Origin of the sequence: Clostridium sp. K04, from assembly GCF_019734375.1 — a bacterium.
GTDB lineage: Bacteria > Bacillota > Clostridia > Clostridiales > Clostridiaceae > Clostridium > Clostridium saudiense.
In genome coordinates this window covers 58,613-80,488 of the sequence record NZ_JAASHD010000005.1, presented here as the reverse complement: position 1 = coordinate 80,488, position 21,876 = coordinate 58,613, and the positions used below count along the sequence as shown (strand labels likewise).

The window sequence follows — 21,876 nt, the reverse complement described above, 5'->3', positions numbered from 1 at the left end:
CCAAATTAAAATTTGGAGGTTCACTTAATTAAAACAGATATATTTACTCCATCTTTCTAATGAATTTTTAACTTCGTTACAGAACTTTACCTTTTCTGGTTCATCTGAATCAAGTAATAACCTTGCTTCGCTTTTAGCACATTTTAATATATTTAAATCATCATATATATTAGCTAAAATAAATTCTTCATCTCCACTTTGCCTTCTACCAAACATTTCACCTGAACCTCTTAACTTTAAGTCCTCTTCTGATATATAAAAACCATCAGTTGAAGTCGTCATTATTTCCATTCTCTTTTTGGTATTTTCACTTTTTGCTTTTGCAATTAAAAAACAATAGGATTCATAGCTACCTCTACCAACTCTTCCTCTCAATTGATGTAATTGTGCAAGACCAAATCTTTCAGCATTTTCAATTATCATTACAGATGCATTAGGTACATTAACTCCAACTTCAATAACCGTTGTTGAAATAATAGCTTTTGTTTCATTATTTTTAAATCTTCCTATTATCTCATCCTTTTCTTTTGGCTTCATTTTTCCATGAAGAATTTCTATTGGTATACCCCTAAACATACCATCACTTAATTCATTATAAAGTTTTTCTACAGAATTTAATTTCATATCTTCATCTTCTTCAATTAGTGGACATACTATGTAAACCTGTCTACCCTTCTCTATTTCATCCAAAGCTAAATCATAAGCGGAATTTCTTTCATTTTCATTAAAAAATCTTGTATCTATAGGTTTTCTTCCAGGTGGAAGCTGATCTATAGCAGAAATATCTAAATCCGAATAAACATATAAAGCTAAAGTTCTTGGAATTGGTGTAGCTGTCATTACCATTACATCAGGTCTTCTACCCTTATTAATCAATCTGCTTCTTTGCTCAACCCCAAATCTATGTTGTTCATCCGTAATTACCATTCCTAAATTTTTAAAATCAACATCTTCTTGTATTAATGCATGAGTACCAATTACAATAAGCGGCTCATCCGTTGTAATAAGTTCCTTAATACGTCTTTTTTCTTTCATTGATGTACTTCCAGTTAATAATTCTATATGTATATTAAATGGTTCTAATAATTTCTTCGCCTCTAAATAATGCTGATTTGCTAATATTTCTGTTGGCACCATTAATGTAGCTTGATATCCGTTTTTAACTACATTAAACATTGCAATTAATGCAACTACTGTTTTTCCACTACCAACATCCCCTTGAACTAATCTATTCATCGGCCAGGGACTTTTTTGATCTCTTAATATTTCTCGCACAACCCTTGTTTGTGCATCTGTTAAACTATAGGGAAGTGCAGCTTTTAAATCTCTTAATTCATCAACTAATTGAAATGTAATTCCATTCTTAGTCCTAAGATTCTTTTTTAACATTAAAAGTTTCATTGAATAAGTAAATAGCTCTTGAAATTTCAATCTGTTTATTGCTAATTCAAGTTCCCTTCTCCCTTTAGGAAAATGTATATTTTTAATAGCAAAATCTAAATTAGTCATTTTATATTTATCTAATAGATATTTAGGTAAGTTATCCCTAATTGTTATTTGTTCCAAACAATTCCCTATAAGCTTAATTAAAATCTTATCGCTTAAATCACCTTTTAAACTATATTTAGGTACTATTTCGTTTTCCTTTGCCATTTTAACTCCAATAATAGGGTTAATAACTTCTAATCTATTAGTTACCTTTTTGAACTTTCCCATTAAATCATAACTTTGACCTATTTTAAAAGTATTTTTTATAAATCCCTGATTAAACCATTTCCCCAAAACTAAATGTCCTAAATAATTAAATCTAATAGTTGTTAAAGTTTTTCCTGTTTTAGTTCTAACATCTCTATCTATTCCAACACAAACACAAGATAAAACTTGCTTATCTTCTTCATCAATTTCGTTAAAAGGAATATTACTTCTTAAAAATTCATAATCCCTAGGAAAATACAAAAGTAAATCTAACACAGAAAAAATTCCACATTTATTTAATTTTTCTAAAAGCTTTGGTCCAACTCCCTTTAAACATTTTACATCTTGTGATATATCCATAAAACTTCTCCTAATCTGTAAAATTACAAATATATTTTACGAAACTGTAATATAATAATAATAATACAATTTCTTATAAAATCTTAAATATAATTTTATAATAGTATAATAAAAAAATAAAGTACAAGAAGATAATCTTCCTGTACTTTAAATAATTATTCTACAGCCATTATGAAGTAATATAAAGGTTGATCTCCTTTGTAGAATTGTACATCACAATCTTCATATTTTTCTTCTAATTTTTCTGTGAATTCTTCTATTTTACTTTCATCTACATCTTTACCATAGAAAATAGTTATAAGTTCACTATCTTCATCAACCATAGATTCAAGAACTTCTTCTGCTACTTCAAAGTAATCATTACCAACCTTATTGATCTTACCTTCAACAAGTCCTAACATATTACCTTCTTTGATTTCAATACCATCCATTTCAGTATCTCTAACAGCATAAGTAACAGAGCCTGTCTTAACAAGTTCTAATGCTTCCATTAATGCAGCTTCATTTTCATCTACTTCATGTTCAGCATTGAACATTGTAATACAAGTTATTCCTTGTGGAATACTCTTAGTTGGTATAACTCTTACGTCCTTTTCAGAGATTTCAGAAGCTTGAGTAGCTGCCATAATTATATTTTTATTATTAGGTAAAATAAATATGTGATCTGCATTTAACTTTGAAATACATTCCATCATATCTTGAGTAGATGGGTTCATTGTTTGACCACCCTCAATAACATAGTCAACTCCTAAATCTTTTAACACATGAGTTATTCCTTCACCCATAGCTACTGAAATAAATGCATATTTCTTCTTTTCTGCTGCAACTTCAGCTTCAACTTGCTTTGCAGCTTCTTGTTCTTCTTTAGAAGTTAAAAGTTCTCTATGCTCTTCTCTCATGTTATCTATTTTAATCTTAGATAATTCACCAACAGTTACAGCTTTAGATAAAACTAATCCTGGATCATTTGTATGGATATGTACCTTGATAACATCATCATATCCAACTACGATCATAGAATCTCCTAATGGTTCTATTTCATCTTGGAATGCTTTTGCCTTTGAAGCATCTCCTAATATTATAAATTCTGTACAATAACCGAACTTTATGTCTATTTCTTCAGTTCCTTGTGCATTTGTTCCTGTTGAACCATTAGCCACTATATCTTTTATTTCAGCCTTTATATCGTCTTTTAATGCATCATGCATACCTTGTAATATGATATATAATCCCATACCACCTGAGTCAACAACTTTAGCTTTTTTAAGAGCTGGTAAAAGATCTGGAGTTCTGTCAAGCATTACTTTTGCTTCTTTAACCACTTCATTTAAAAGTTCAACTATATCAGTTTTATCACTTTTTATAGCACCTTCTGAGGCTGCTCTTATAACAGAAAGTATAGTACCTTCTGTTGGCTTCATAACAGCCTTATAAGCAGCCTTACTTCCTTCAACAAAAGCATTAGCTAACTCAGCACTATCTACACTTGTTTTACCTTCTAATCCCTTAGAAATACCTCTAAGTATTTGAGATAAGATAACCCCTGAGTTTCCTCTTGCTCCCATTAAAGCACCCTTAGCTAACTTTTTAGAAGTTTCACCAATAGATTCTGAGTTTAAGTTTTCAATTTCTTTAACTGCAGCTTTAAATGTCATTGACATATTTGTTCCAGTATCACCATCTGGTACTGGGAATACATTTAAAGCATTAACAAAGTCACTTTCCTCTAACAATCTATTACTAGCATTAACAACCATATTATAAAAATCATGGCCGTTTATTCTATCATATTTCATCCTGTTCCCTCCTAGACTCTAACCGCTTGAACATTAACCGTAACTGAAGCAACCTTTAGTCCAGTATAATTTTCAACACTATAACGTACCTTTTGAATAATATTATTAGCTATTACAGAAATTTTAGTTCCGTATTCAACCATTATAGATAATTCAATTACTAATTTATCTTCATCGTTAAAATTTAATTTAACACCTTTACTTAAATTCTCAATTCTCATTAACTCCCATAAGCCTTCTGTAGCATTCTTAGATACCATACCAACAACACCATAACATTCCATTGTTGATAATCCTACTATTTTTGCTAATACTTCTTCAGAGTAATGTATACTTCCAAGGTCATTTGAATATCCTACCATACAAAATCCTCCTTTTTATCTTTCCATATAAAACATTGTATATTAGTTACCATATTAATTCAAGAGAATTTATCCTTTTCATTCTCCATTTACCGTCATTTTATAATTTTTTTTAATATTTTTTTTAAATAGCCTTGCTTTTTTTATATAACTTATGTTAAAATCAATTTTGTCCTATTGAAGAGAAATTATCTTCATATAACAAGGAGGTGTTTTCAAGTGGCAAGAAGATGCGAAGTTTGTAATAAAGGTGTAGTATCTGGAACTCAATACTCACACTCACATCGTCAATCTAAGAGAACTTGGGCTCCTAACATAAAGAGAGTAAAGGCTTTAGTTAACGGAACACCAAAAACTGTTCACGTTTGTACAAGATGTCTTAGATCTGGTAAGGTTGAAAGAGCAATATAAGTTCAAATAGAAAATGCAATTGATATAATCAATTGCATTTTTTATTTGCTTATTTTAAAACTTTTTTAAATAAAAGGCATACTATCCTTAATAACATATGTTATTTTTCTCATATGTACTTATTTTTTTCTAGTAAAAAATTTAATAATTGATGATATAAATTTAGGTAATTTAATTGCTACAATTTTCATTTTTCTCCCTCCATTCATTTACCCTTTAACTAACTTTGTGCTATTTACTCTTTATAAAATAAAAAACACCATTCCTTACTACTAATTGTATGCAGTAAAATGTGAAATGGTGCATGTTTTTTTAATCTTTTGAAAATATTATAAGTATATTTCCATTAGAAAGCTCTATTTCTATCTCATCTGAAATAAATTCATTTGAAACAGTTCGTGAATCTCCAACTTCTAAATTATATTTATTCAATTCATATTTTGCTTTCTTAATAGAAAATTCCCTTATAGTTTCATTATATGCTAAAAACGATATATATTTATACTCTTTTTCATTTTTTATGCTTGTATTAGAATTTACTAATAATATTTTATTTCTATCATCAATAATTTCTGCTCTAACATTATATTTTAAAGCCTTTAATAATAGTCCTAAATTTCCTAATGTATGATCAAATCTTTGCCCTGTAGCTCCTAAAAAGTATATCTCAGTGACTTCACTAGAAATAGCAAGCTCAAAAGCCTCTTCAGAATCAGTAAAATCCTTCTCACATTTATATTTATATTTTACAGATCCCCTTTTTTCTAAGGCTTCTATAACTTCTATATTAGAAGAATCAAAATCCCCTACTATATAATTAGGCTTTATATCTAAGTCATAAAGATAATTACACCCTTTATCAACTCCAATAATTAAATCGCAAAAATCTGCATATTGCTTTATAATTTCATCTTTTGGTTTTACACCTCCAGACATTATTAAACACTTCATTATTAGCCTCTTAATGCTTTAATATTTTCTTCTATATTTCCATTTTTAAATACAGCTGATCCAGCAACAATTACATTTGCCCCTGCTTCAACAACATCTTTAACATTATTGCTATCTATTCCGCCATCAACTTGAATTAATATATCTTCGTTATTTGCTTCAATTGCCATTTGTTTTACTTCTCTAATTTTATCTAAAGAGTAAGGAATAAAGCTTTGTCCTCCAAATCCTGGATTAACAGACATTATTAAAACCATATCTAAGCTTCCAATAATGTTTTTTAATACAACAGTAGGAGTTGCAGGATTTAATGCTACTGCAGCTTTAATCCCTTTAGATTTAATATATTGAATAGCTCTATCTAAATGTTTTTCTGATTCATAATGTAAAGTTATTATATCAGCTCCTGCTTCTATAAAATCATCTATGTACCTTTGTGGATTATTAATCATTAAATGAACATCAAAAACTTTATCTGTTTTATTTCTTATTGCTTTAATTACAGGCATACCAAATGATATATTAGGTACAAACTCTCCATCCATTACATCTATATGAATAAAGTCTGCTCCTGCATCATGAAGCTTTATTACTTCTTCTCCTAATTTTGAAAAATCTGCTGATAATATTGACGGTGCTATTTTAACCATTAATATTTCCTCCCATCCATTATTTCTTGTAGTGTTTTTATATAAAAATCATATCTAACCTTATTAATTTTCCCTTCTTCTACTGCATTTTTAACTGCACAGTTAGGCTCCTTATAATGTGAACAACCCCTAAACTTACATTTATTATTATACTCTTCAAATTCTGGGAAGCAATATTTTAAATCATCTTTCTCTATAAAAGTAACTTCTAATGTTGAAAATCCTGGTGTATCAACTATGTATCCATCTTGTACATCAATAAGCTCACTATGTCTTGTAGTATGTTTTCCTCTTCCTAGTTTATTTGAAACTTCACCAGTTTCCATATGATATTTTTCAGTCAATGTATTAATTAATGTTGATTTTCCTGCTCCAGATGGTCCACATAACACAGTTACATTACCATCTAACTTTTCTTTTAAAACTTCAACACCTAATCCCTTCTTAGCATTAATATATAATACCTCATAACCTATGGAGTTAATTTTTTCTTTTACAACTTCTCTTTCTTCATCAGATACTAAATCTACTTTGTTTAAACAAACAATGGCTTTTATATTATTATGTTCACATAATACTAAAAATCTATTTAATAAATCATAATTAATATCTGGATTCTTAATTGCAAAAACAACAAATGCTTGAGTTACATTAGCAACTGTTGGTCTAATAAGTTCAGATGTTCTTTCATGTATTTCAGAAATAACACCTTTCCCATTCTCTACTACTATTTCTACATCATCTCCAACAAGTGGTTTCATATCCCTATGTCTAAACTTTCCTCTTGCTTTACACTCTATTAGTCCATCAGCAGTTTTTACATAATAAAAGCCACCAATTCCTTTGATTATTTTTCCTTTCATAGTACCTCCAAACTTTTTACTCTTCTTAATTATAATAAACACTATTATAAAACAATTGCAATATTTTATTTAATAAAATTTAAAAAAAAAAAAAAATGAGATTACACTATGGTAATCCCACTATATATATTTTTTAGTTTAAATATTTTTAATCTGAATATTTTATTTGCACCTTTAACTTACTGAATCAGTTGCCATTCCAGTATCATAAGTACTATTTGTTGTATTATCTGTATTATCTAGATCTGTATTTGGTTTTGTGTTAGTTGGTTGATCTTCTTCCCCATCATTAACATCACTACCATTATTACCATTATTACCATTATTACCATTATTACCATTATTACCATTATTATCAGATGAAGTAATTTTTGATATTTGGATTTTAACGCTTTCACCTTTTTTTATTTTGCTATTAAATCCTTTTACAACATATGAACTCATATCTCCATCCTGAGGTGTTCCACCTGAGATAGTATACGATATTCCTGCAGCACTTAAACTACTTACTGCTTCATCTAATCTCATTCCAACACTAATATATTGGCTAACATCTATTGAAGTTTCTGTATACTTTCCATAAGTAAGTGTAATAGCAGATCCACTTGATACTTTAGTACCTGCTTCAATAGTTTGATTTAATACTAAGCCATTTTCTGATTCATTATCTGTTTGTTGCTCTTTTAATTTTACAACTAATCCTAAACCTTCTAACTCACTCTTAGCACTATCAACATTTTGCCCTAAATAATTTGAAACTGAAACATACTTTACTTCTGGTCCTTTACTAATAGTAAGTTCTATTATTGATCCTTTCGGTACTTCAGTGCCCTTATCTGGTGATTGTCTAATTAAATATCCATATTCTACACTATCATTATATTCTTCAGTAATATTATATTTTAAACCCTTTTGGTCTAAAAAGTCCTTAATATAATTAATTTCTCTATCTCTTAAATCAGGTACAGTAATTTTTTCTAAGCCACCTGAAACCTTAACATTAATTGTATCACCTTTTTTTGCAGTTCCATCAGCTTCTGGTGACATTTCTAGTATTGTACCTTCCTCTTTATCACTCTCAACAGTTTCTATAACATTTAATTTTAACCCTAATTTTTCTAGTTCTTTTTTAGCATCTTCAGTTAGCATCCCTACAATATTAGGAATTGTTACACTTTGAACCTTAGAACCACCAATTAACCCACTTCCAAAGGTAATTCCAAGCATTAAAGCTAAAACTATAACAACTATACCTACTATAATTCCAATATTTCTATTTCTATTTCCTTTTTTTGAATTTCTCTTATCATTGAAAGAGTCTTCATCTTCATCCTCATCTTCGTCATCATAATCATTTTCAAAATCAGACTTAGTATAAAGATTATTATTAGTATTATTATTTTGTTTAGAAGCTACATTAGAAGGTTGATTATTTAATAAATCCTCACTTCTTATAGGTTCCATTATAATAGTTCTTCCATCATCATAATTATCTCTAGTACCAATATTCACACTAGGATTTTCCTTTATTTTTTGTAAATCATTTATTAATTCTCTACAATTTTGATATCTATTAACACTTTCCTTACTCATACACTTCATAATTAAATTATTTAAACTATCTGGTATGGCTGGATTCTGTTTTTTAGGTTCAATAGGCTCAGATTGAATATGTTTTAATGCTATTGTAACTGGCGATTCCCCATCAAAAGGAAGTATACCTGTTACCATTTCATATAACACAATACCTAAAGAATAAATATCTGATCTTGAGTCTACAAATGCTCCTTTAGCTTGTTCTGGTGATAAATAATGAGCAGACCCCATAATTGTAGTTGTATTTGTTATCGTTGCTGAAGTTGAGCTTTTAGCTATTCCAAAATCAGTAACCTTAACTAATCCATTCTCTGTAACCAAAATATTTTGTGGTTTAACATCTCTATGAATAATATTGTTTTTATGTGCACATTCTAATGCCTTTGCTATTTGAATTGCAATACTTATAGCTGTAGTATAATTCAGTTTTCCACTGCTAATAATTAAATCCTTCAAAGTTTTACCATTAACATATTCCATAACAAAGTAATCAATATCTTCTTCTTCTTCATGTCCAACATCTAATACATTTACAATATTAGCATCTGAGAAATTGGCTACCGCTGTAGCTTCTTTTTTAAACTTATCTGATATATCTTTGTTATTGGCGAATTCTTTTTTTAATATTTTCACGGCAACTAATCTACTTAGCTTATTATCTCTAGCTTTATAAACAATAGCCATTCCACCTTCGCCAATCTTTTCCATCAGCTCATATCTATTCCCTAATACTTCACCGATCATCTCTACACCTCTCCTCCAAATAGCAAGACCGTAATATTATCTCTTCCCCCTCGACTTTTCGCTAATAAAACCAACTTGTCACAGGCATGATTGTAGTCATTAACTTTATTTATCTCTTCCAAAATTTCTTCATTTAATACTTCATTTGATAATCCATCTGTACACAATAAATATTTATCATAAGAACTCAAATCATATTTAAATATGTCAATCTTTACTATATTGTTTGTGCCTAACGCACGTGTAATAACATTTTTCTTTGGGTGATTTCTTCCTTCTTCTTCTGTTATTGTTCCAGAATCAATTAATTCTTGAACTAAAGAATGATCCTTAGTAATTTTCACTATTGTACTATCCTTTATTCCAAAACAACTACTATCTCCAACATTAGCAATAATAATTTCTCCATTACTAATCAAAGCTGCTACTAAAGTAGTACCCATTCCTCTATACTCACTACCACTTGTTGCACTTTCATAAATTTTAGAATTAGCAAAACTTACAGCATTTTCAAGGACCGAACTTCCTTCATTCTCATAATTATCTCTAACATAAGCCTTAACAGTATCAACAGCTATTTTGCTAGCTACTTCACCAGCATTATGACCACCCATACCATCAGCTACTACATATAATCTGTATCTAGGCTCTTCAATGTATCCAGCATAATCTTCGTTTAACGACCTAACTACACCTACATCACTTTTTATACCCACCATTTTGTTCTTCGCCCCTTTATTTTTGTGTTTCTAAATAACTTCTTCTAAGTTGCCCACATGCAGCATTAATATCTGTACCCATTTCTCTTCTAACTGTTACTTCAATTCCATGTGCTTTTAATATTTCTTCAAAATCTTCAATAGTTTTTTTAGATGGTCTTTTTAATGTATTTTCCTTTATTTCATTTACTGGAATTAAATTCACGTGACCATTCATATCCTTTAAAAGCTTAGATAAAGATTTTGCATCTTCTTTACTATCATTAACTCCTGATACCAGTGAATACTCATATGTAATTCTACGGCCTGTTTTATTCATATAATACCTACAAGCATCTAATATCTCTGCTATAGTATATTTATTGGCAATAGGCATTATAACCTTTCTTTTTTCATCGCTAAATGCATGTAAAGAAATTGCCAAAGTAATGCTTAAATCTAAATCTGCTAATTCAATTATTTTTGGTACAATTCCACAAGTTGATAAAGTGATATGTCTTTGACCTATATTTAATCCATATTCTGCATTAACTAATTTTAAAAACTTCACAACATTATCAAAGTTATCAAGCGGTTCTCCACTTCCCATTAATACTACATTAGAAATTCTTTCTCCTAAGTATTTTTGTGCAACAATAATTTCTGCTAAAATTTCTCCTGCACTTAAATCCCTTATTCTACCGCCAATTGTAGAGGCGCAAAATTTGCACCCCATTCTACAACCAACTTGAGTAGATATACATATTGAATTTCCATGTTTGTATTTCATAAGTACGCATTCTATTAAATTATTATCCTTCATAGATAATAATATTTTCTTCGTATCATCTACACTAGATTCATATACTTCAACTATTTTAGGAATATCTATAATGAAGTTTTCCTTTAATTTTTCCTTTAAACTTACAGGAATATTTTTCATATCATCAAAATTCCATATATTTTTATATATCCATGAAAAAACTTGTTTTGCTCTAAAAGCACTTTCTCCATTTTCCTTCATCCAGCTTTGTAATTCTTCTAATGTGAAATCTAAAACATTATACATTTGTTCACCTACTATTTCTTACTTATCTTTGTAACTAAGAAACTATTATTTCTTACTTATTTTAGCAACAAAGAAACCATCCATATATTCATTTGGTAATATTGTTAATGAACCATCATTATTGTATAAAAAGTTATCCATGTTACCTAAGAATATTTTTTCTACCTTAGCATCTTTGTACTTATTTAAGAACCATTCAATATTTTCTTGGTTTTCTTCAACATTTAAAGTACAAGTTGAATAAAGCATAGTTCCTCCTGTTTTTAAATAAGTCCAAGCATTTTCCATAATAGCTCTTTGAGTTGGAACTAAATCCTTAAGAGACTTTCTTGATTTATTCCATTTAATTTCTGGTTTCTTTCTTATTATTCCAAGCCCTGAACAAGGAACATCTATTAAAACCTTATCTGCAAATGAAACATATCTAGAATCTAATTTTGTTGCATCCATTGCTTCTACTTCAACATTATCTAATCCTAATCTCTCTAAGTTTTCCTTAATTAAAGATAACTTATTTTCATGTAAATCAAAAGCGTATACTTTTCCTTCGCCTTCTAAAAGTTCAGCCATATGAGTAGTCTTTCCACCTGGAGCTGCACAAAGATCTAATGCTATATCTCCTTTTTCTAAATCTAAAAGCGGTGTTACAATCATAGCACTTTCATCTTGAACTGTTATTAATCCTTCGTTAAACAATTCATTATTTTCTATAGAACTACCACCCTTTATTATTATAGCTTCTGGACAAGCATATCCTTCTTCTACATCGTATCCCATTTCTTCAAGTCTTTCATATACTTCATCATAATCAGCTTTGCTTGTATTAACTCTTACAGTTACTTTAGGTGTAGCATTTAATCCCGCTAATATTTTTCTTCCATTTTCTTCACCATATTGTTTATAGATCATTCTAATAAACCATGGTTCATAAGAATATTGATATACTAATCTATCAATCTTATCCTTAATATCCATATCATCAGGATTCTTAGTATAACTTCTTAGTATTCCATTTACTAATTTAGAATCTTGAACTGAAATTTGTTTTGCTAATTCAACAGCTTCATTACAAGCTGCAAACTCAGGAACCTTATCTAAGAAATGCATTTGATAAATTGCCATTCTTAATATATTTAAAACTCTTTCATCCATTAATGATATATCTTTAATGTAATTTGATATTATCATATCTAATGTCTTTTTTCTTCTTATAGTTCCATAAACAAGTTCCGTTACTAAAGCTCTATCTTTTTCGTTTAAATCTACTTCATTTAATTCATTAGATAAAACTAAGTTAGAATAAGCTCCTTCAATTAAAACTCTATTAATTATGTTTAATGCTACTTCTCTACTATTCATACGTTACCTCTTAATCATTATTTCTATTGCTAATTGCAATTAATCTTATTAGTTGTAATATTGACATTAATGCTGCTGCTACATAAGTCATAGCTGCTGCACTTAAAACACTTTTAGCTCCTTTAATTTCATCACCATATAGAATATTTTTATTTTCTAGTATATTTAAAGCTCTCTTAGATGCATTAAATTCTACTGGTAATGTAACTAATTGATAAAATACGGCTACAGTGAAAAATATAATCCCTAGGTTTGTTAACATTGGGATACTAAATAATAATCCAAGCATAAAGATTATTATTGACGCTTGACTGCTAAAATTAACAGCTTTTGCTATAGATGTTCTTAATACTAAAGGTTTATATGCTTGCGCATGTTGAATTGCATGACCAACTTCATGTGCTGCTACTCCTGCTGATGCTATACTAGCCCTATGAAAAACTTCAGTAGATAATCTAATTTGCCTACTTACAGGGTCATAGTGATCAGTTAACTCACCTCTAACCTCTACAACCGGCACATCATAAAGACCTGCTGAATCAAGTATCATTCTTGCAATATTCTCGCCAGTATACCCATTTATTGTTCTTACAGACTTATACTTTTTATAAGTACTACTAACCTTCGTTTGTGCCCAAAAAGCAATTATAACTGCAGGAAGCAATAAAATCATAGTTCTATCAAAATAAAATCCAGGATACATCATACACCTCTCCTTTCATATTATACTAATTTACATCCAACCTCAATATCTTTACCATTTATATATTGCTCAATCGTAAGTGGTTTTCCATTTGGAAATTGTATTTTTTTAACTAATAATATACCTTTTCCACAAGAAACTTTCATACCTTTTTTGCTTACTTCTATTATAGTTCCTGCTTCTTTATTACTACTTTCAGCTAAAACTTCTGATTCATAAATCTTCATATTTTCATCTTTATAAGTAGTATGTGCTATAGGTCTTGGATTAAGCCCTCTAATTAAATTATGGATAGATTCTGCTGAATTATTCCAATTTATTTTACCAGTTTCTTTAGAAAGCATTTTTGCATAGCAAGTTTCTCCTTCTTGCTTTTCACCTTTAATTGAACCATCAGCTAATCCTTCAATAGTCTTTATTAAAAGTTCTCCACCTCTGTTCATTAAAATATCATGTAGTTCTCCAGATGTCATATTATCTGTAATTTCTACTTCATCTTTCAATAACATATCTCCTGTGTCTAAACCAACATCCATAAGCATTGTTGTATTACCACTCTTCTTTTCACCATTAATTATAACCCAATTTAATGGTGCTGCACCTCTATACATTGGTAATAATGAAGCATGTAAATTTATACATCCATACTTAGGTATATCTAACACTTCTTTAGTTAATATTTGGCCAAATGCTACTACTATTATAAAATCTGGCTTTAATTCCTTTAAATATTCTACTGCTTCTCTATCATCTTTCAACTTTTCAGGTTGAAACACCTTAATATCATGCTTTACAGCTACTTCTTTCACTGGAGAAAAGACCATTTTCTTTCCTCTTCCTCTTGGTCTATCTGGCTGTGTAAACACAGCTTCTACACCAAACTTTTCTATTAAAGCTTCTAATGACGGAACAGCAAAATCAGGAGTTCCCATAAATACTATTTTCATTAACTTTCCTCCTATTTTACATGATCAATATATAATATACCATCTAAATGGTCATTTTCATGAAGTATAGCTCTCGCTAATAATTCTTCTCCTTCTAAAACAAATTGTTCACCTTTTTCATTAAATGCTCTTACTTTAACATAATTAGGTCTTTCAACTTGCTTTGTTTCTCCTGGTATACTTAAGCACCCTTCGTCATCACATTGAGTACCACTAGTTTCTAAAATTTCTGGATTTATAAATACCATAACTCCATTTTCATCACCAATATCTATAACAAATATTCTTTTAAGTATACCTACTTGTGGTGCTGCTAATCCAACTCCATTTTCTTCATACATAGTGTCTACCATATCTTCAATAAGAGTAAGTTCTCTATTTGTTATTTCAACTACCTCTTTACATTTTTTTCTTAAAACATCATCACCAACAGTTCTAACTTTTCTTATTGCCATCTTTTTGTCCTCCTAGAATAAATTATTTGGATTTATATCTATACTTATTCGTATATCATTATATACGTTCTTGTTCTCATCATAAAGTAATTCTTTAATTTTTTTTGCAAAATCTGAATTAAATTCACCTTTTATAACAATTTGCCATCTATAATTATCCTTAACTTTAGAAATCATACATGGAATTGGTCCTAAAAGTTCAACATCAAATTCCTTTTCTACTAAAGGTTTAATCACATTAGATATTTTATGCATAAAATTCTTTAATAAATCCTCTTTTTTAGCTGTACCATTTATTAATAATAATTTACCAAAAGGCGGATATTTCATCATAGCTCTAATAGTAAACTCCTTATCATAAAACCCTTCATAATCATAATTTATAGCATATTGTAAACTGTAATGATCTGGAGTATAAGTTTGAATTATAACTTCTCCTTGTTTATCACCTCTACCTGCTCTCCCTGCTACTTGTGTAATTATTTGAAAAGTTCTTTCTGCTGCTCTATAATCTGGTATATTTATAGACATATCTGCAGCTAAAATACCAACTAATGTAACATTTTTAAAATCTAATCCTTTAGAAATCATTTGAGTTCCAATTAAAATATCTGCTTCACCATTTTTAAAGCTATTATAAATTCTTTCATAAGAATTTTTGTCTCTTGTAGTATCAACATCCATTCTTATTACTCTTGCATTTTTAAAGTATTTTTTTACTTCTTCTTCAACTCTTTGAGTACCTGCGCCAAAAAACTTAACATATTTACTTTTGCACTTTGGACACTCTTTAGGTTCTCTTTGCGTTTTCCCACAATAATGACATACCAATAATCCATTTTTATGATAAGTCATGGAAATATCACACTCTTCACATTTAAAAACATACCCACAGCTTCTACAAGAAACAAAGGTAGAAAATCCTCTTCTATTTAAAAACAAAATCACTTGTTCTCTTTTTTGCAACCTATCTTCAATTGCGTTAAATAACTCTCTACTAAATAATGATTTATTTCCACTTCTAAGCTCATTTCTCATATCAACAGTATTCATTGGCGGCATTGCTTTACCATCAACTCTAGAATTAAGCTCTAACAATTCAATCTCTCCAATTAATGCCCTGTAGTATGTTTCAATAGTTGGTGTTGCTGAACCTAAAATTACTTTACAATTCTTTAATTCACTTATAAATTCCGCTATTTCCTTTGTTTGATATTTTGGATTTTGTTCAGATTTATATGTATTTTCATGTTCCTCATCTATAATAATAAGCCCTAAGTTTTGTGCCGGTAAAAATATAGCGCTTCTAGCCCCGACTATAACTTTTGCTTTTCCTTCTTTGACCCTAAACCATTCATCAAATCTTTCCCCATCAGACAACTTGCTGTGAAATAAAGCAACATTTACTCCAAACCTTCCTTTAAATCTTTCAATCATTTGTGGAGTTAGTGCAATTTCTGGTACTAATATAATTGATGATTTATTTTCTAATAAAGCCTTTTCAACAAGTCTCATATAAACTTCTGTTTTACCAGAACCTGTTACACCTTTAAGTAAAAATAAATTACTACTAGAGCTATTGTACTGATTTATTACCTTTTGCTGTTCAATAGTCAATTGCTTCGCATTATCATCATTATATTTTCTATTATTATATCTAAAAACAGTTTCTTCTTCTACTACTAAAATATCTTTTTCAATTAGTTTATTTAATTTATATTGAGAAATTGAATAATGATTTATAAGTTCACTCTTAGTATATTTTCCAGAATTATTTTTTAAAAATTCAATAATATCTTTATACCCATCTGGTTTTTGTATACTACTTAAATCTTCACTTTTTAATACTATAACCTTTTTACTTTTATTCTTTGCACCTTTCATTATGCCAACAGGAATCAATAGTCTAAAAGCATCTATATATTTACATAATGTCTTTTTCCTCAAAAAATCGATAAGCTTAATATTGTCAGCATCAATTACAGGTTCTTTCACTAAAATAGTTGAGATATTTTTAGTTCTAAACTTTATGTCAACTTCTTCTTCATTTTTTACTGTTAATACAAAGCCTTCAGATGTTTTATTTCCTTTTCCAAAAGGAACCTTTACTATCTGTCCTACTTTAATATCACTTTTAAACTCTTCTGGTACTTTATATGTAAAAGGTCTATCTATTTCTAATGCTTCAGAATTTACAATTATTTCAGCATATAAATTCAACTTATCACCTTCTTACTTTAAGCTACAAAATAATATAATCACATATTTAATATTTAAAATTGAATACTATATAAAGAAAAGCGCAATTAGCGCTTTTCTAAAATCATATCAAATATATTACTTGCAACTTCTTTTTTACTCATTTTTTCAAGTTCAAGCTTTTCATCATTTTTAGATAAAATGACGACTTTATTATCTTCACTTCCAAAACCTGTATCAGAAGATGTAATATCATTTGCTACTATAAAATCTAAGTTCTTATTTTTTAGCTTTTTATTTGCATTTTCAAGTACATTATTACTTTCTGCTGCAAATCCAACTAAAATTTGATGTGTTTTTATCTCTCCTAGAGATTTTAATATGTCATTGTCTCTAGTTAAACAAAGATTAAGGTCACCATCACCCTTTTTAATCTTTTCTTCACTGTATTCTTTTGGTTTATAATCAGCAACAGCTGCTGATTTAATAACTATATCTGCCCATTCAAAATACTGTAAAATTTCATTTTTCATTTCTTCATTAGTTTTTATGTTAATTATTTTTACGTCTTTAGGCGGATTTAAATTTGTAGGACCTGATACTAAAACAACTTCTGCTCCTCTTTCTCTTGCTTCTTGAGCAATCGCATATCCCATCTTTCCAGTTGATCTATTTGTAATATATCTTACTGGGTCAATAGGTGCAATAGTTGGACCAGCACTAATCAGTACTTTCTTTCCTAACAAATCCTGCTCTTTTTCTTCTAGTTCTTCTAATACTCTTTCAACTATTGTATTAACATCTGCTAATTTACCAATTCCAACATCACCACAAGCTAATCTACCACTAGCTGGCTCAATAAATTTATAGCCAAAATCCTTCAATTTAGAAATATTATTTTGAACTATTTTATTTTCATACATATTTGTATTCATAGCTGGTGCTATAAGAACCTTAGCCTTTGTTGCCATTATAGTTGTTGATAACATATCATCTGCAATTCCATTAGAAATCTTACCAATAATATTTGCAGTTGCAGGAGCAACTAACATTAAATCAGCCTTTTGTGCTAATGATATGTGTTGTATTTCCCATGCTTTAGGTTCTGCAAACATATCAGTAACAACCATATTTTGACTTATAGATTGAAATGTTAATGGATTTACAAACTTTGATGCACTTTCAGTCATTATTACATGAACTTCAATATCTTTTTTTCTTAAAGCACTAATTACATCTAATGCTTTATATACTGCAATTCCTCCAGTAACGCCAATAACAACACATTTACTCATAACTATTTATTTCCTTCATCACATTTATGATAAGAAATTTCACCTTCATTTACTTCATTTATTGCTAATGTTAATGGTTTCTTTGAAGAAACTGAAGTTAATGGTTTAGCACCATCTATTATTTGTCTTGCTCTTCTTGATGTCACTATAACTAGTGAATATCTGTCTTCTACCTTTTTTAGTAAGTCCACCACTGATGGATTAATCATAGAGTTGTTCATGAATTAAGCCCTCCTTAGAATCTAATATTGTATCTTTTATTCTATCTACTCTACATTTTTCTGCGGCAATTATTCCTTCTATTTTTGTAACTGCCGTATCAACTTCATCATTAACTACTGCATAATTATATTTAGAAACATAGTTTATTTCTTGATATGCATTTTTAAATCTTGTCATTAATGATTCTTCAGTTTCACTTCCTCTTTTTATTATTCTATGCTTTAATTCTTCCATAGATGGAGGAAGTATAAAAATAAATACTCCTTCACTAAAGTTTTCTTTTACCTTTAGTGCACCTTGAATATCTATTTCTAATATTACATTTTTACCTTCTGCTAACATTTCCTCAACTTTAAACTTTGGAGTTCCATACATGTTACCATGAACATTAGCATACTCTAAAAAGTCATTTTTTTCTACTCTTGCAATAAAGTCTTCTTTAGTAAGGAAGTGATAATTTACACCATCAACTTCGCCTGCTCTTGGACTTCTTGTAGTTGCTGAAACAGAAATAAATAAATCATCTCTTTTTTCTAAAAGCGCCTTACAAATGGTTCCCTTTCCAGCACCTGATGGACCGGAAATTACAATCAATAGTCCTCTATTATGCATTATTCATCAACCTCATCTACAGCTTCATCTTTAACTACTAATCTATGTGCAACAGTTTCAGGTTGAACTGCTGATAAAATAACATGATCACTATCAGTAATTATAACAGCTCTTGTTCTTCTTCCATAAGTAGCATCAATAAGCATGCCTCTATCTCTAGCTTCTTGGATTATTCTCTTAATCGGCGCTGATTCTGGACTAACTATTGCAACTAATCTATTAGCTGATACAATGTTACCAAAACCAATATTAATTAATTTTATTCCCATTCTTCTCCTCCTACTATTCTATGTTCTGCACTTGTTCTCTAATTTTTTCAAGTATATTTTTTATATCAATAACTATATTAGTCATTTGGATATCGCTAGATTTTGAACCAATTGTATTAGTTTCTCTATTCATTTCTTGAACAATAAAGTCAAGCTTTCTTCCAATAGGTTCGTTTAACTTTAAGGTTTCTCTTACTTGATTAATATGGCTTTTTAATCTTATTATTTCTTCATCAACAGTTGCCTTATCTGCTAATATACAAACTTCAGTAGCTACTCTATTTTCATCTACTTCAACTGCTCCTAATAATTCCTTTAATCTATCTTCTAGTTTTTGTTTAAATGCTTTTGGAATACTGTCTGCAAATTCTTCAACCTTTACTACTAATTCTTCAATTTGCTTAACTTTAACTAATATATCTTCTTTTAATTTATTACCTTCAACTTCTCTCATACCAATCATCATATCTAATGAAGCACTTATTAAAGGCTTTAGTTCTTCCCACATTTCATCAACTTTATCTTCTTCTTCAACCATAGTAATTACTTCAGGGAATCGTGCAATTTGCATTACTGATATATCATTTTTAACATCTAAGTTATTTTCAATTTCCTTAAGACATTTTAAATATTCTTGAGCTAAATTAATATCTAATTTAGGAATTCCACTACCTTCGTTATAACTTTTTAAGTTAATAAATACATCAACTTTTCCTCTACTAAGAGAATTGCTAATCATTTTTCTAATTTCTTCTTCTAAAGAAATTATACTTTTAGGCATTCTTATATTTACATCTAAGTATCTACTATTTACACTTTTCATTTCAACAGTAAAGATTCTTTTTTTGCCTTCTTCACTACTGCTTCTACCAAAGCTAGTCATACTCCTTATCATATTATTCTCCTCACCGCTTATTATTTTTTATCTTTCAATAAAATTTTATTGCGTTCTTAATAACAAATTTAGTTTATAACCTAAGGTACTTTAGTGTCAATATTTTGTTAACAAATTGTTCACAATTATTTTTTCCAAAGAAAAAGAAGCTAGATAAATTCTAACTTCTTTTTGTTATAAAATATTAATATTTTCGTCAATTATTTAAGGAAACTCTGCTCCTAACCGTCGCTGAGTAAGTTCGAGTAGCCAAATTAAAATTTGGACTCTCACTTATAGTAATATCAACTTGAATATAAATATAATTGCTAATACGTACATTATCCAAGAAACGTTATGTTTCTCTTCTTTCTTAGAAAATATATTGTATAAGAAATTAATAATTACATATGATAATATTCCTAATGTTAAACCATCACCAATACTGTATGTTAATGGCATAGCTGCAATAGTTAAGAATGCTGGAACACCTTCTGTAATATTATCAAAGTCAATTTCTTTAACTGCTCCAAGCATTAAATAACCAACATAAATTAGTGCTGGTGCTGTTGCACAACCTGGAATAGCTATAAATATTGGAGAGAAGAACATTGCTATTAAAAACAATACTCCAGTAGTTATTGCTGTAAATCCTGTTCTTCCACCTGCTGCAACACCTGTTGAGCTTTCAACATAAGTAGTTACTGTAGAAACACCTAATAAAGATCCTGCTGTTGTACCAACTGCATCTACTAATAAGGCTTTTCCTGCATTAGGAACTTTTCCATCTTTATCAAGCATTTTTGCCTTAGAACAAACACCTACTAAAGTTCCAACTGTATCAAAGAAATCAACAAATAAGAATGTAAATATTACTGTAATAAACATCTTAATATTTTCTGGACTAAATGCATGCACTAAATCTACTTTACCTGCAATTTCACCTATTCCTTCAAACTTAAATACCCCTGTTGGTAAATAAATTCCAAGTGCAGCTGCAGCCTCAGTATTGATTAAAGCATATCCCCATGCAATTAATGATGAAATTAAAATTCCCCAAAGGATAGATCCTTTTACTTTCTTTTTATCTAAAACTGCAATTATAATTAAACCTATTACTGTAATTATTACTGCTGGTGAAAAATGTCCTAATTCAACCATTGTAGATTCATTTGCTACAACTAATCCTGCATTAACCATACCTATGAAAGCAATAAATAATCCAATACCTCCAGTTACAGCTAACTTCATATTTTTAGGAATTGCATTTACAACAGCTTCTCTTACTTTAAATAATGATAATATAATAAAAATAATACCTTCAATAAACACTGCAGATAATGCTATTTCCCACGAAACTCCCATTTGTCCAACAACAGTATATGCAAAGTATGCATTTAATCCCATTCCTGAAGCTAAAGCAAATGGTAAATTAGCAAACACACCCATAAGAATACATGCAATACCAGCTGCTAAACATGTAGAAGTTACTAATGCACCTGCTGGCATTCCCGTTGTAGATAAGATATTTGGATTAACTGCGATAATATATGCCATAGTTAAGAATGTTGTTAATCCACCGATCATTTCCTTTTTCATATCAACTTTTTTGTTTGATAAAATAGGAAGAAGTTTTTCCTTCATCGTTAAATTTTCCATTATAATTTCCCCTTATACTTTATATTTATAAAACTATTGCTAGTTTCATTTTAGTAGTCATGCTTTAACAATAAAAAAGCTACAAAG

The 21,876-nt window shown here is 29.3% G+C and carries 21 protein-coding genes; 1 reads left to right on the top strand and 20 read right to left on the bottom strand.

Annotated elements, in window-relative coordinates:
* Positions 1 to 24: 24 nt before the first annotated feature.
* From recG to HCG70_RS03720, 3 genes are all read right to left on the bottom strand, one after another.
* Positions 25 to 2,055, bottom strand: a complete 2,031-nt coding sequence (gene recG / locus HCG70_RS03730) for an ATP-dependent DNA helicase RecG (RefSeq protein ID WP_042396907.1) — start codon at positions 2,053 to 2,055, stop codon at positions 25 to 27.
* Positions 2,056 to 2,210: 155 nt separating this feature from the next.
* Positions 2,211 to 3,851, bottom strand: a complete 1,641-nt coding sequence (locus tag HCG70_RS03725) for a DAK2 domain-containing protein (RefSeq protein ID WP_042396911.1) — start codon at positions 3,849 to 3,851, stop codon at positions 2,211 to 2,213.
* An 11-nt stretch (positions 3,852 to 3,862) separates the two neighbouring features.
* Positions 3,863 to 4,213 (bottom strand): Asp23/Gls24 family envelope stress response protein, encoded by a 351-nt coding sequence (locus HCG70_RS03720; RefSeq protein WP_042396914.1) that lies wholly within the window; start codon positions 4,211 to 4,213, stop codon positions 3,863 to 3,865.
* Between the two features lie 219 nt (positions 4,214 to 4,432).
* On the opposite strand from HCG70_RS03720, the gene rpmB reads away from it, so the two are divergent.
* Positions 4,433 to 4,624, top strand: coding sequence for a 50S ribosomal protein L28 (rpmB, locus tag HCG70_RS03715; protein ID WP_005213497.1), 192 nt, complete (start codon positions 4,433 to 4,435; stop codon positions 4,622 to 4,624).
* A gap of 312 nt (positions 4,625 to 4,936) precedes the next feature.
* Here rpmB and HCG70_RS03710 read toward each other — a convergent pair whose 3' ends face one another.
* The 17 genes from HCG70_RS03710 to HCG70_RS03630 all read right to left on the bottom strand — a co-directional run bounded on the left by HCG70_RS03710 (position 4,937) and on the right by HCG70_RS03630 (position 21,789).
* Positions 4,937 to 5,575: a thiamine diphosphokinase gene (locus HCG70_RS03710; RefSeq protein WP_042396919.1), complete on the bottom strand. Its 639-nt coding sequence runs from the start codon at positions 5,573 to 5,575 to the stop codon at positions 4,937 to 4,939.
* A gap of 2 nt (positions 5,576 to 5,577) precedes the next feature.
* On the bottom strand, positions 5,578 to 6,225 hold the full coding sequence (gene rpe / locus HCG70_RS03705; protein WP_042396923.1) for a ribulose-phosphate 3-epimerase: 648 nt from the start codon (positions 6,223 to 6,225) through the stop codon (positions 5,578 to 5,580).
* Positions 6,225 to 7,088: a ribosome small subunit-dependent GTPase A gene (rsgA, locus tag HCG70_RS03700; protein WP_042396927.1), complete on the bottom strand. Its 864-nt coding sequence runs from the start codon at positions 7,086 to 7,088 to the stop codon at positions 6,225 to 6,227. Before rsgA ends, rpe begins: the two co-directional genes overlap by 1 nt.
* Positions 7,089 to 7,262: 174 nt before the next feature.
* Positions 7,263 to 9,428, bottom strand: coding sequence for a Stk1 family PASTA domain-containing Ser/Thr kinase (gene pknB, locus HCG70_RS03695; RefSeq protein ID WP_221697493.1), 2,166 nt, complete (start codon positions 9,426 to 9,428; stop codon positions 7,263 to 7,265).
* A gap of 2 nt (positions 9,429 to 9,430) precedes the next feature.
* On the bottom strand, positions 9,431 to 10,147 hold the full coding sequence (locus tag HCG70_RS03690; protein WP_042396928.1) for a Stp1/IreP family PP2C-type Ser/Thr phosphatase: 717 nt from the start codon (positions 10,145 to 10,147) through the stop codon (positions 9,431 to 9,433).
* Between the two features lie 16 nt (positions 10,148 to 10,163).
* A complete protein-coding gene (gene rlmN, locus HCG70_RS03685; RefSeq protein WP_042396932.1) occupies positions 10,164 to 11,195 on the bottom strand; it encodes a 23S rRNA (adenine(2503)-C(2))-methyltransferase RlmN in 1,032 nt (343 codons plus the stop codon).
* A gap of 45 nt (positions 11,196 to 11,240) precedes the next feature.
* On the bottom strand, positions 11,241 to 12,554 hold the full coding sequence (gene rsmB, locus HCG70_RS03680; RefSeq protein ID WP_195953894.1) for a 16S rRNA (cytosine(967)-C(5))-methyltransferase RsmB: 1,314 nt from the start codon (positions 12,552 to 12,554) through the stop codon (positions 11,241 to 11,243).
* Between the two features lie 10 nt (positions 12,555 to 12,564).
* Positions 12,565 to 13,260: a zinc metallopeptidase gene (locus HCG70_RS03675; RefSeq protein WP_042396938.1), complete on the bottom strand. Its 696-nt coding sequence runs from the start codon at positions 13,258 to 13,260 to the stop codon at positions 12,565 to 12,567.
* A gap of 17 nt (positions 13,261 to 13,277) precedes the next feature.
* Positions 13,278 to 14,204: a methionyl-tRNA formyltransferase gene (fmt, locus tag HCG70_RS03670; RefSeq protein WP_042396941.1), complete on the bottom strand. Its 927-nt coding sequence runs from the start codon at positions 14,202 to 14,204 to the stop codon at positions 13,278 to 13,280.
* A gap of 11 nt (positions 14,205 to 14,215) precedes the next feature.
* Positions 14,216 to 14,659: a peptide deformylase gene (def, locus tag HCG70_RS03665; RefSeq protein ID WP_042396944.1), complete on the bottom strand. Its 444-nt coding sequence runs from the start codon at positions 14,657 to 14,659 to the stop codon at positions 14,216 to 14,218.
* A 12-nt stretch (positions 14,660 to 14,671) separates the two neighbouring features.
* Positions 14,672 to 16,879: a primosomal protein N' gene (gene priA, locus HCG70_RS03660; RefSeq protein ID WP_221697492.1), complete on the bottom strand. Its 2,208-nt coding sequence runs from the start codon at positions 16,877 to 16,879 to the stop codon at positions 14,672 to 14,674.
* An 86-nt stretch (positions 16,880 to 16,965) separates the two neighbouring features.
* The gene (gene coaBC, locus HCG70_RS03655; RefSeq protein ID WP_042396949.1) at positions 16,966 to 18,153 is read right to left on the bottom strand and encodes a bifunctional phosphopantothenoylcysteine decarboxylase/phosphopantothenate--cysteine ligase CoaBC; all 1,188 of its coding nucleotides are present in this window, start codon (positions 18,151 to 18,153) and stop codon (positions 16,966 to 16,968) included.
* A gap of 2 nt (positions 18,154 to 18,155) precedes the next feature.
* The gene (rpoZ, locus tag HCG70_RS03650; RefSeq protein WP_042396952.1) at positions 18,156 to 18,374 is read right to left on the bottom strand and encodes a DNA-directed RNA polymerase subunit omega; all 219 of its coding nucleotides are present in this window, start codon (positions 18,372 to 18,374) and stop codon (positions 18,156 to 18,158) included.
* The gene (gene gmk, locus HCG70_RS03645; protein WP_042396957.1) at positions 18,355 to 18,987 is read right to left on the bottom strand and encodes a guanylate kinase; all 633 of its coding nucleotides are present in this window, start codon (positions 18,985 to 18,987) and stop codon (positions 18,355 to 18,357) included. Before gmk ends, rpoZ begins: the two co-directional genes overlap by 20 nt.
* Positions 18,987 to 19,256: an extracellular matrix/biofilm regulator RemA gene (gene remA, locus HCG70_RS03640; RefSeq protein WP_042396960.1), complete on the bottom strand. Its 270-nt coding sequence runs from the start codon at positions 19,254 to 19,256 to the stop codon at positions 18,987 to 18,989. Before remA ends, gmk begins: the two co-directional genes overlap by 1 nt.
* Positions 19,257 to 19,269: 13 nt before the next feature.
* Positions 19,270 to 20,151 carry a YicC/YloC family endoribonuclease gene (locus HCG70_RS03635; protein ID WP_042396963.1) on the bottom strand — a complete coding sequence of 294 codons (882 nt, stop codon included), beginning with the start codon at positions 20,149 to 20,151 and terminating at the stop codon, positions 19,270 to 19,272.
* Between the two features lie 273 nt (positions 20,152 to 20,424).
* Entirely contained in the window at positions 20,425 to 21,789 is a 1,365-nt protein-coding gene (locus HCG70_RS03630; protein WP_042396967.1) for an NCS2 family permease, read from the bottom strand.
* Positions 21,790 to 21,876 lie beyond the last annotated feature (87 nt).

Excerpts from the sequence above, each read along its gene's own strand:
- rlmN (WP_042396932.1), bottom strand. The coding sequence starts at position 11,195 with ATGTATAATGTTTTAGATTTCACATTAGAAGAATTACAAAGCTGGATG.
- HCG70_RS03720 (WP_042396914.1), bottom strand. The coding sequence starts at position 4,213 with ATGGTAGGATATTCAAATGACCTTGGAAGTATACATTACTCTGAAGAA.
- recG (WP_042396907.1), bottom strand. The coding sequence starts at position 2,055 with ATGGATATATCACAAGATGTAAAATGTTTAAAGGGAGTTGGACCAAAG.
- HCG70_RS03635 (WP_042396963.1), bottom strand. The coding sequence starts at position 20,151 with ATGATAAGGAGTATGACTAGCTTTGGTAGAAGCAGTAGTGAAGAAGGC.
- HCG70_RS03725 (WP_042396911.1), bottom strand. The coding sequence starts at position 3,851 with ATGAAATATGATAGAATAAACGGCCATGATTTTTATAATATGGTTGTT.
- rpoZ (WP_042396952.1), bottom strand. The coding sequence starts at position 18,374 with ATGAACAACTCTATGATTAATCCATCAGTGGTGGACTTACTAAAAAAG.
- HCG70_RS03675 (WP_042396938.1), bottom strand. The coding sequence starts at position 13,260 with ATGATGTATCCTGGATTTTATTTTGATAGAACTATGATTTTATTGCTT.
- def (WP_042396944.1), bottom strand. The coding sequence starts at position 14,659 with ATGGCAATAAGAAAAGTTAGAACTGTTGGTGATGATGTTTTAAGAAAA.
- remA (WP_042396960.1), bottom strand. The coding sequence starts at position 19,256 with ATGGGAATAAAATTAATTAATATTGGTTTTGGTAACATTGTATCAGCT.
- HCG70_RS03710 (WP_042396919.1), bottom strand. The coding sequence starts at position 5,575 with ATGAAGTGTTTAATAATGTCTGGAGGTGTAAAACCAAAAGATGAAATT.
- rpe (WP_042396923.1), bottom strand. The coding sequence starts at position 6,225 with ATGGTTAAAATAGCACCGTCAATATTATCAGCAGATTTTTCAAAATTA.
- coaBC (WP_042396949.1), bottom strand. The coding sequence starts at position 18,153 with ATGAGTAAATGTGTTGTTATTGGCGTTACTGGAGGAATTGCAGTATAT.
- rsmB (WP_195953894.1), bottom strand. The coding sequence starts at position 12,554 with ATGAATAGTAGAGAAGTAGCATTAAACATAATTAATAGAGTTTTAATT.
- gmk (WP_042396957.1), bottom strand. The coding sequence starts at position 18,987 with ATGCATAATAGAGGACTATTGATTGTAATTTCCGGTCCATCAGGTGCT.
- pknB (WP_221697493.1), bottom strand. The coding sequence starts at position 9,428 with ATGATCGGTGAAGTATTAGGGAATAGATATGAGCTGATGGAAAAGATT.
- fmt (WP_042396941.1), bottom strand. The coding sequence starts at position 14,204 with ATGAAAATAGTATTTATGGGAACTCCTGATTTTGCTGTTCCGTCATTA.
- HCG70_RS03630 (WP_042396967.1), bottom strand. The coding sequence starts at position 21,789 with ATGGAAAATTTAACGATGAAGGAAAAACTTCTTCCTATTTTATCAAAC.
- HCG70_RS03690 (WP_042396928.1), bottom strand. The coding sequence starts at position 10,147 with ATGGTGGGTATAAAAAGTGATGTAGGTGTAGTTAGGTCGTTAAACGAA.
- rsgA (WP_042396927.1), bottom strand. The coding sequence starts at position 7,088 with ATGAAAGGAAAAATAATCAAAGGAATTGGTGGCTTTTATTATGTAAAA.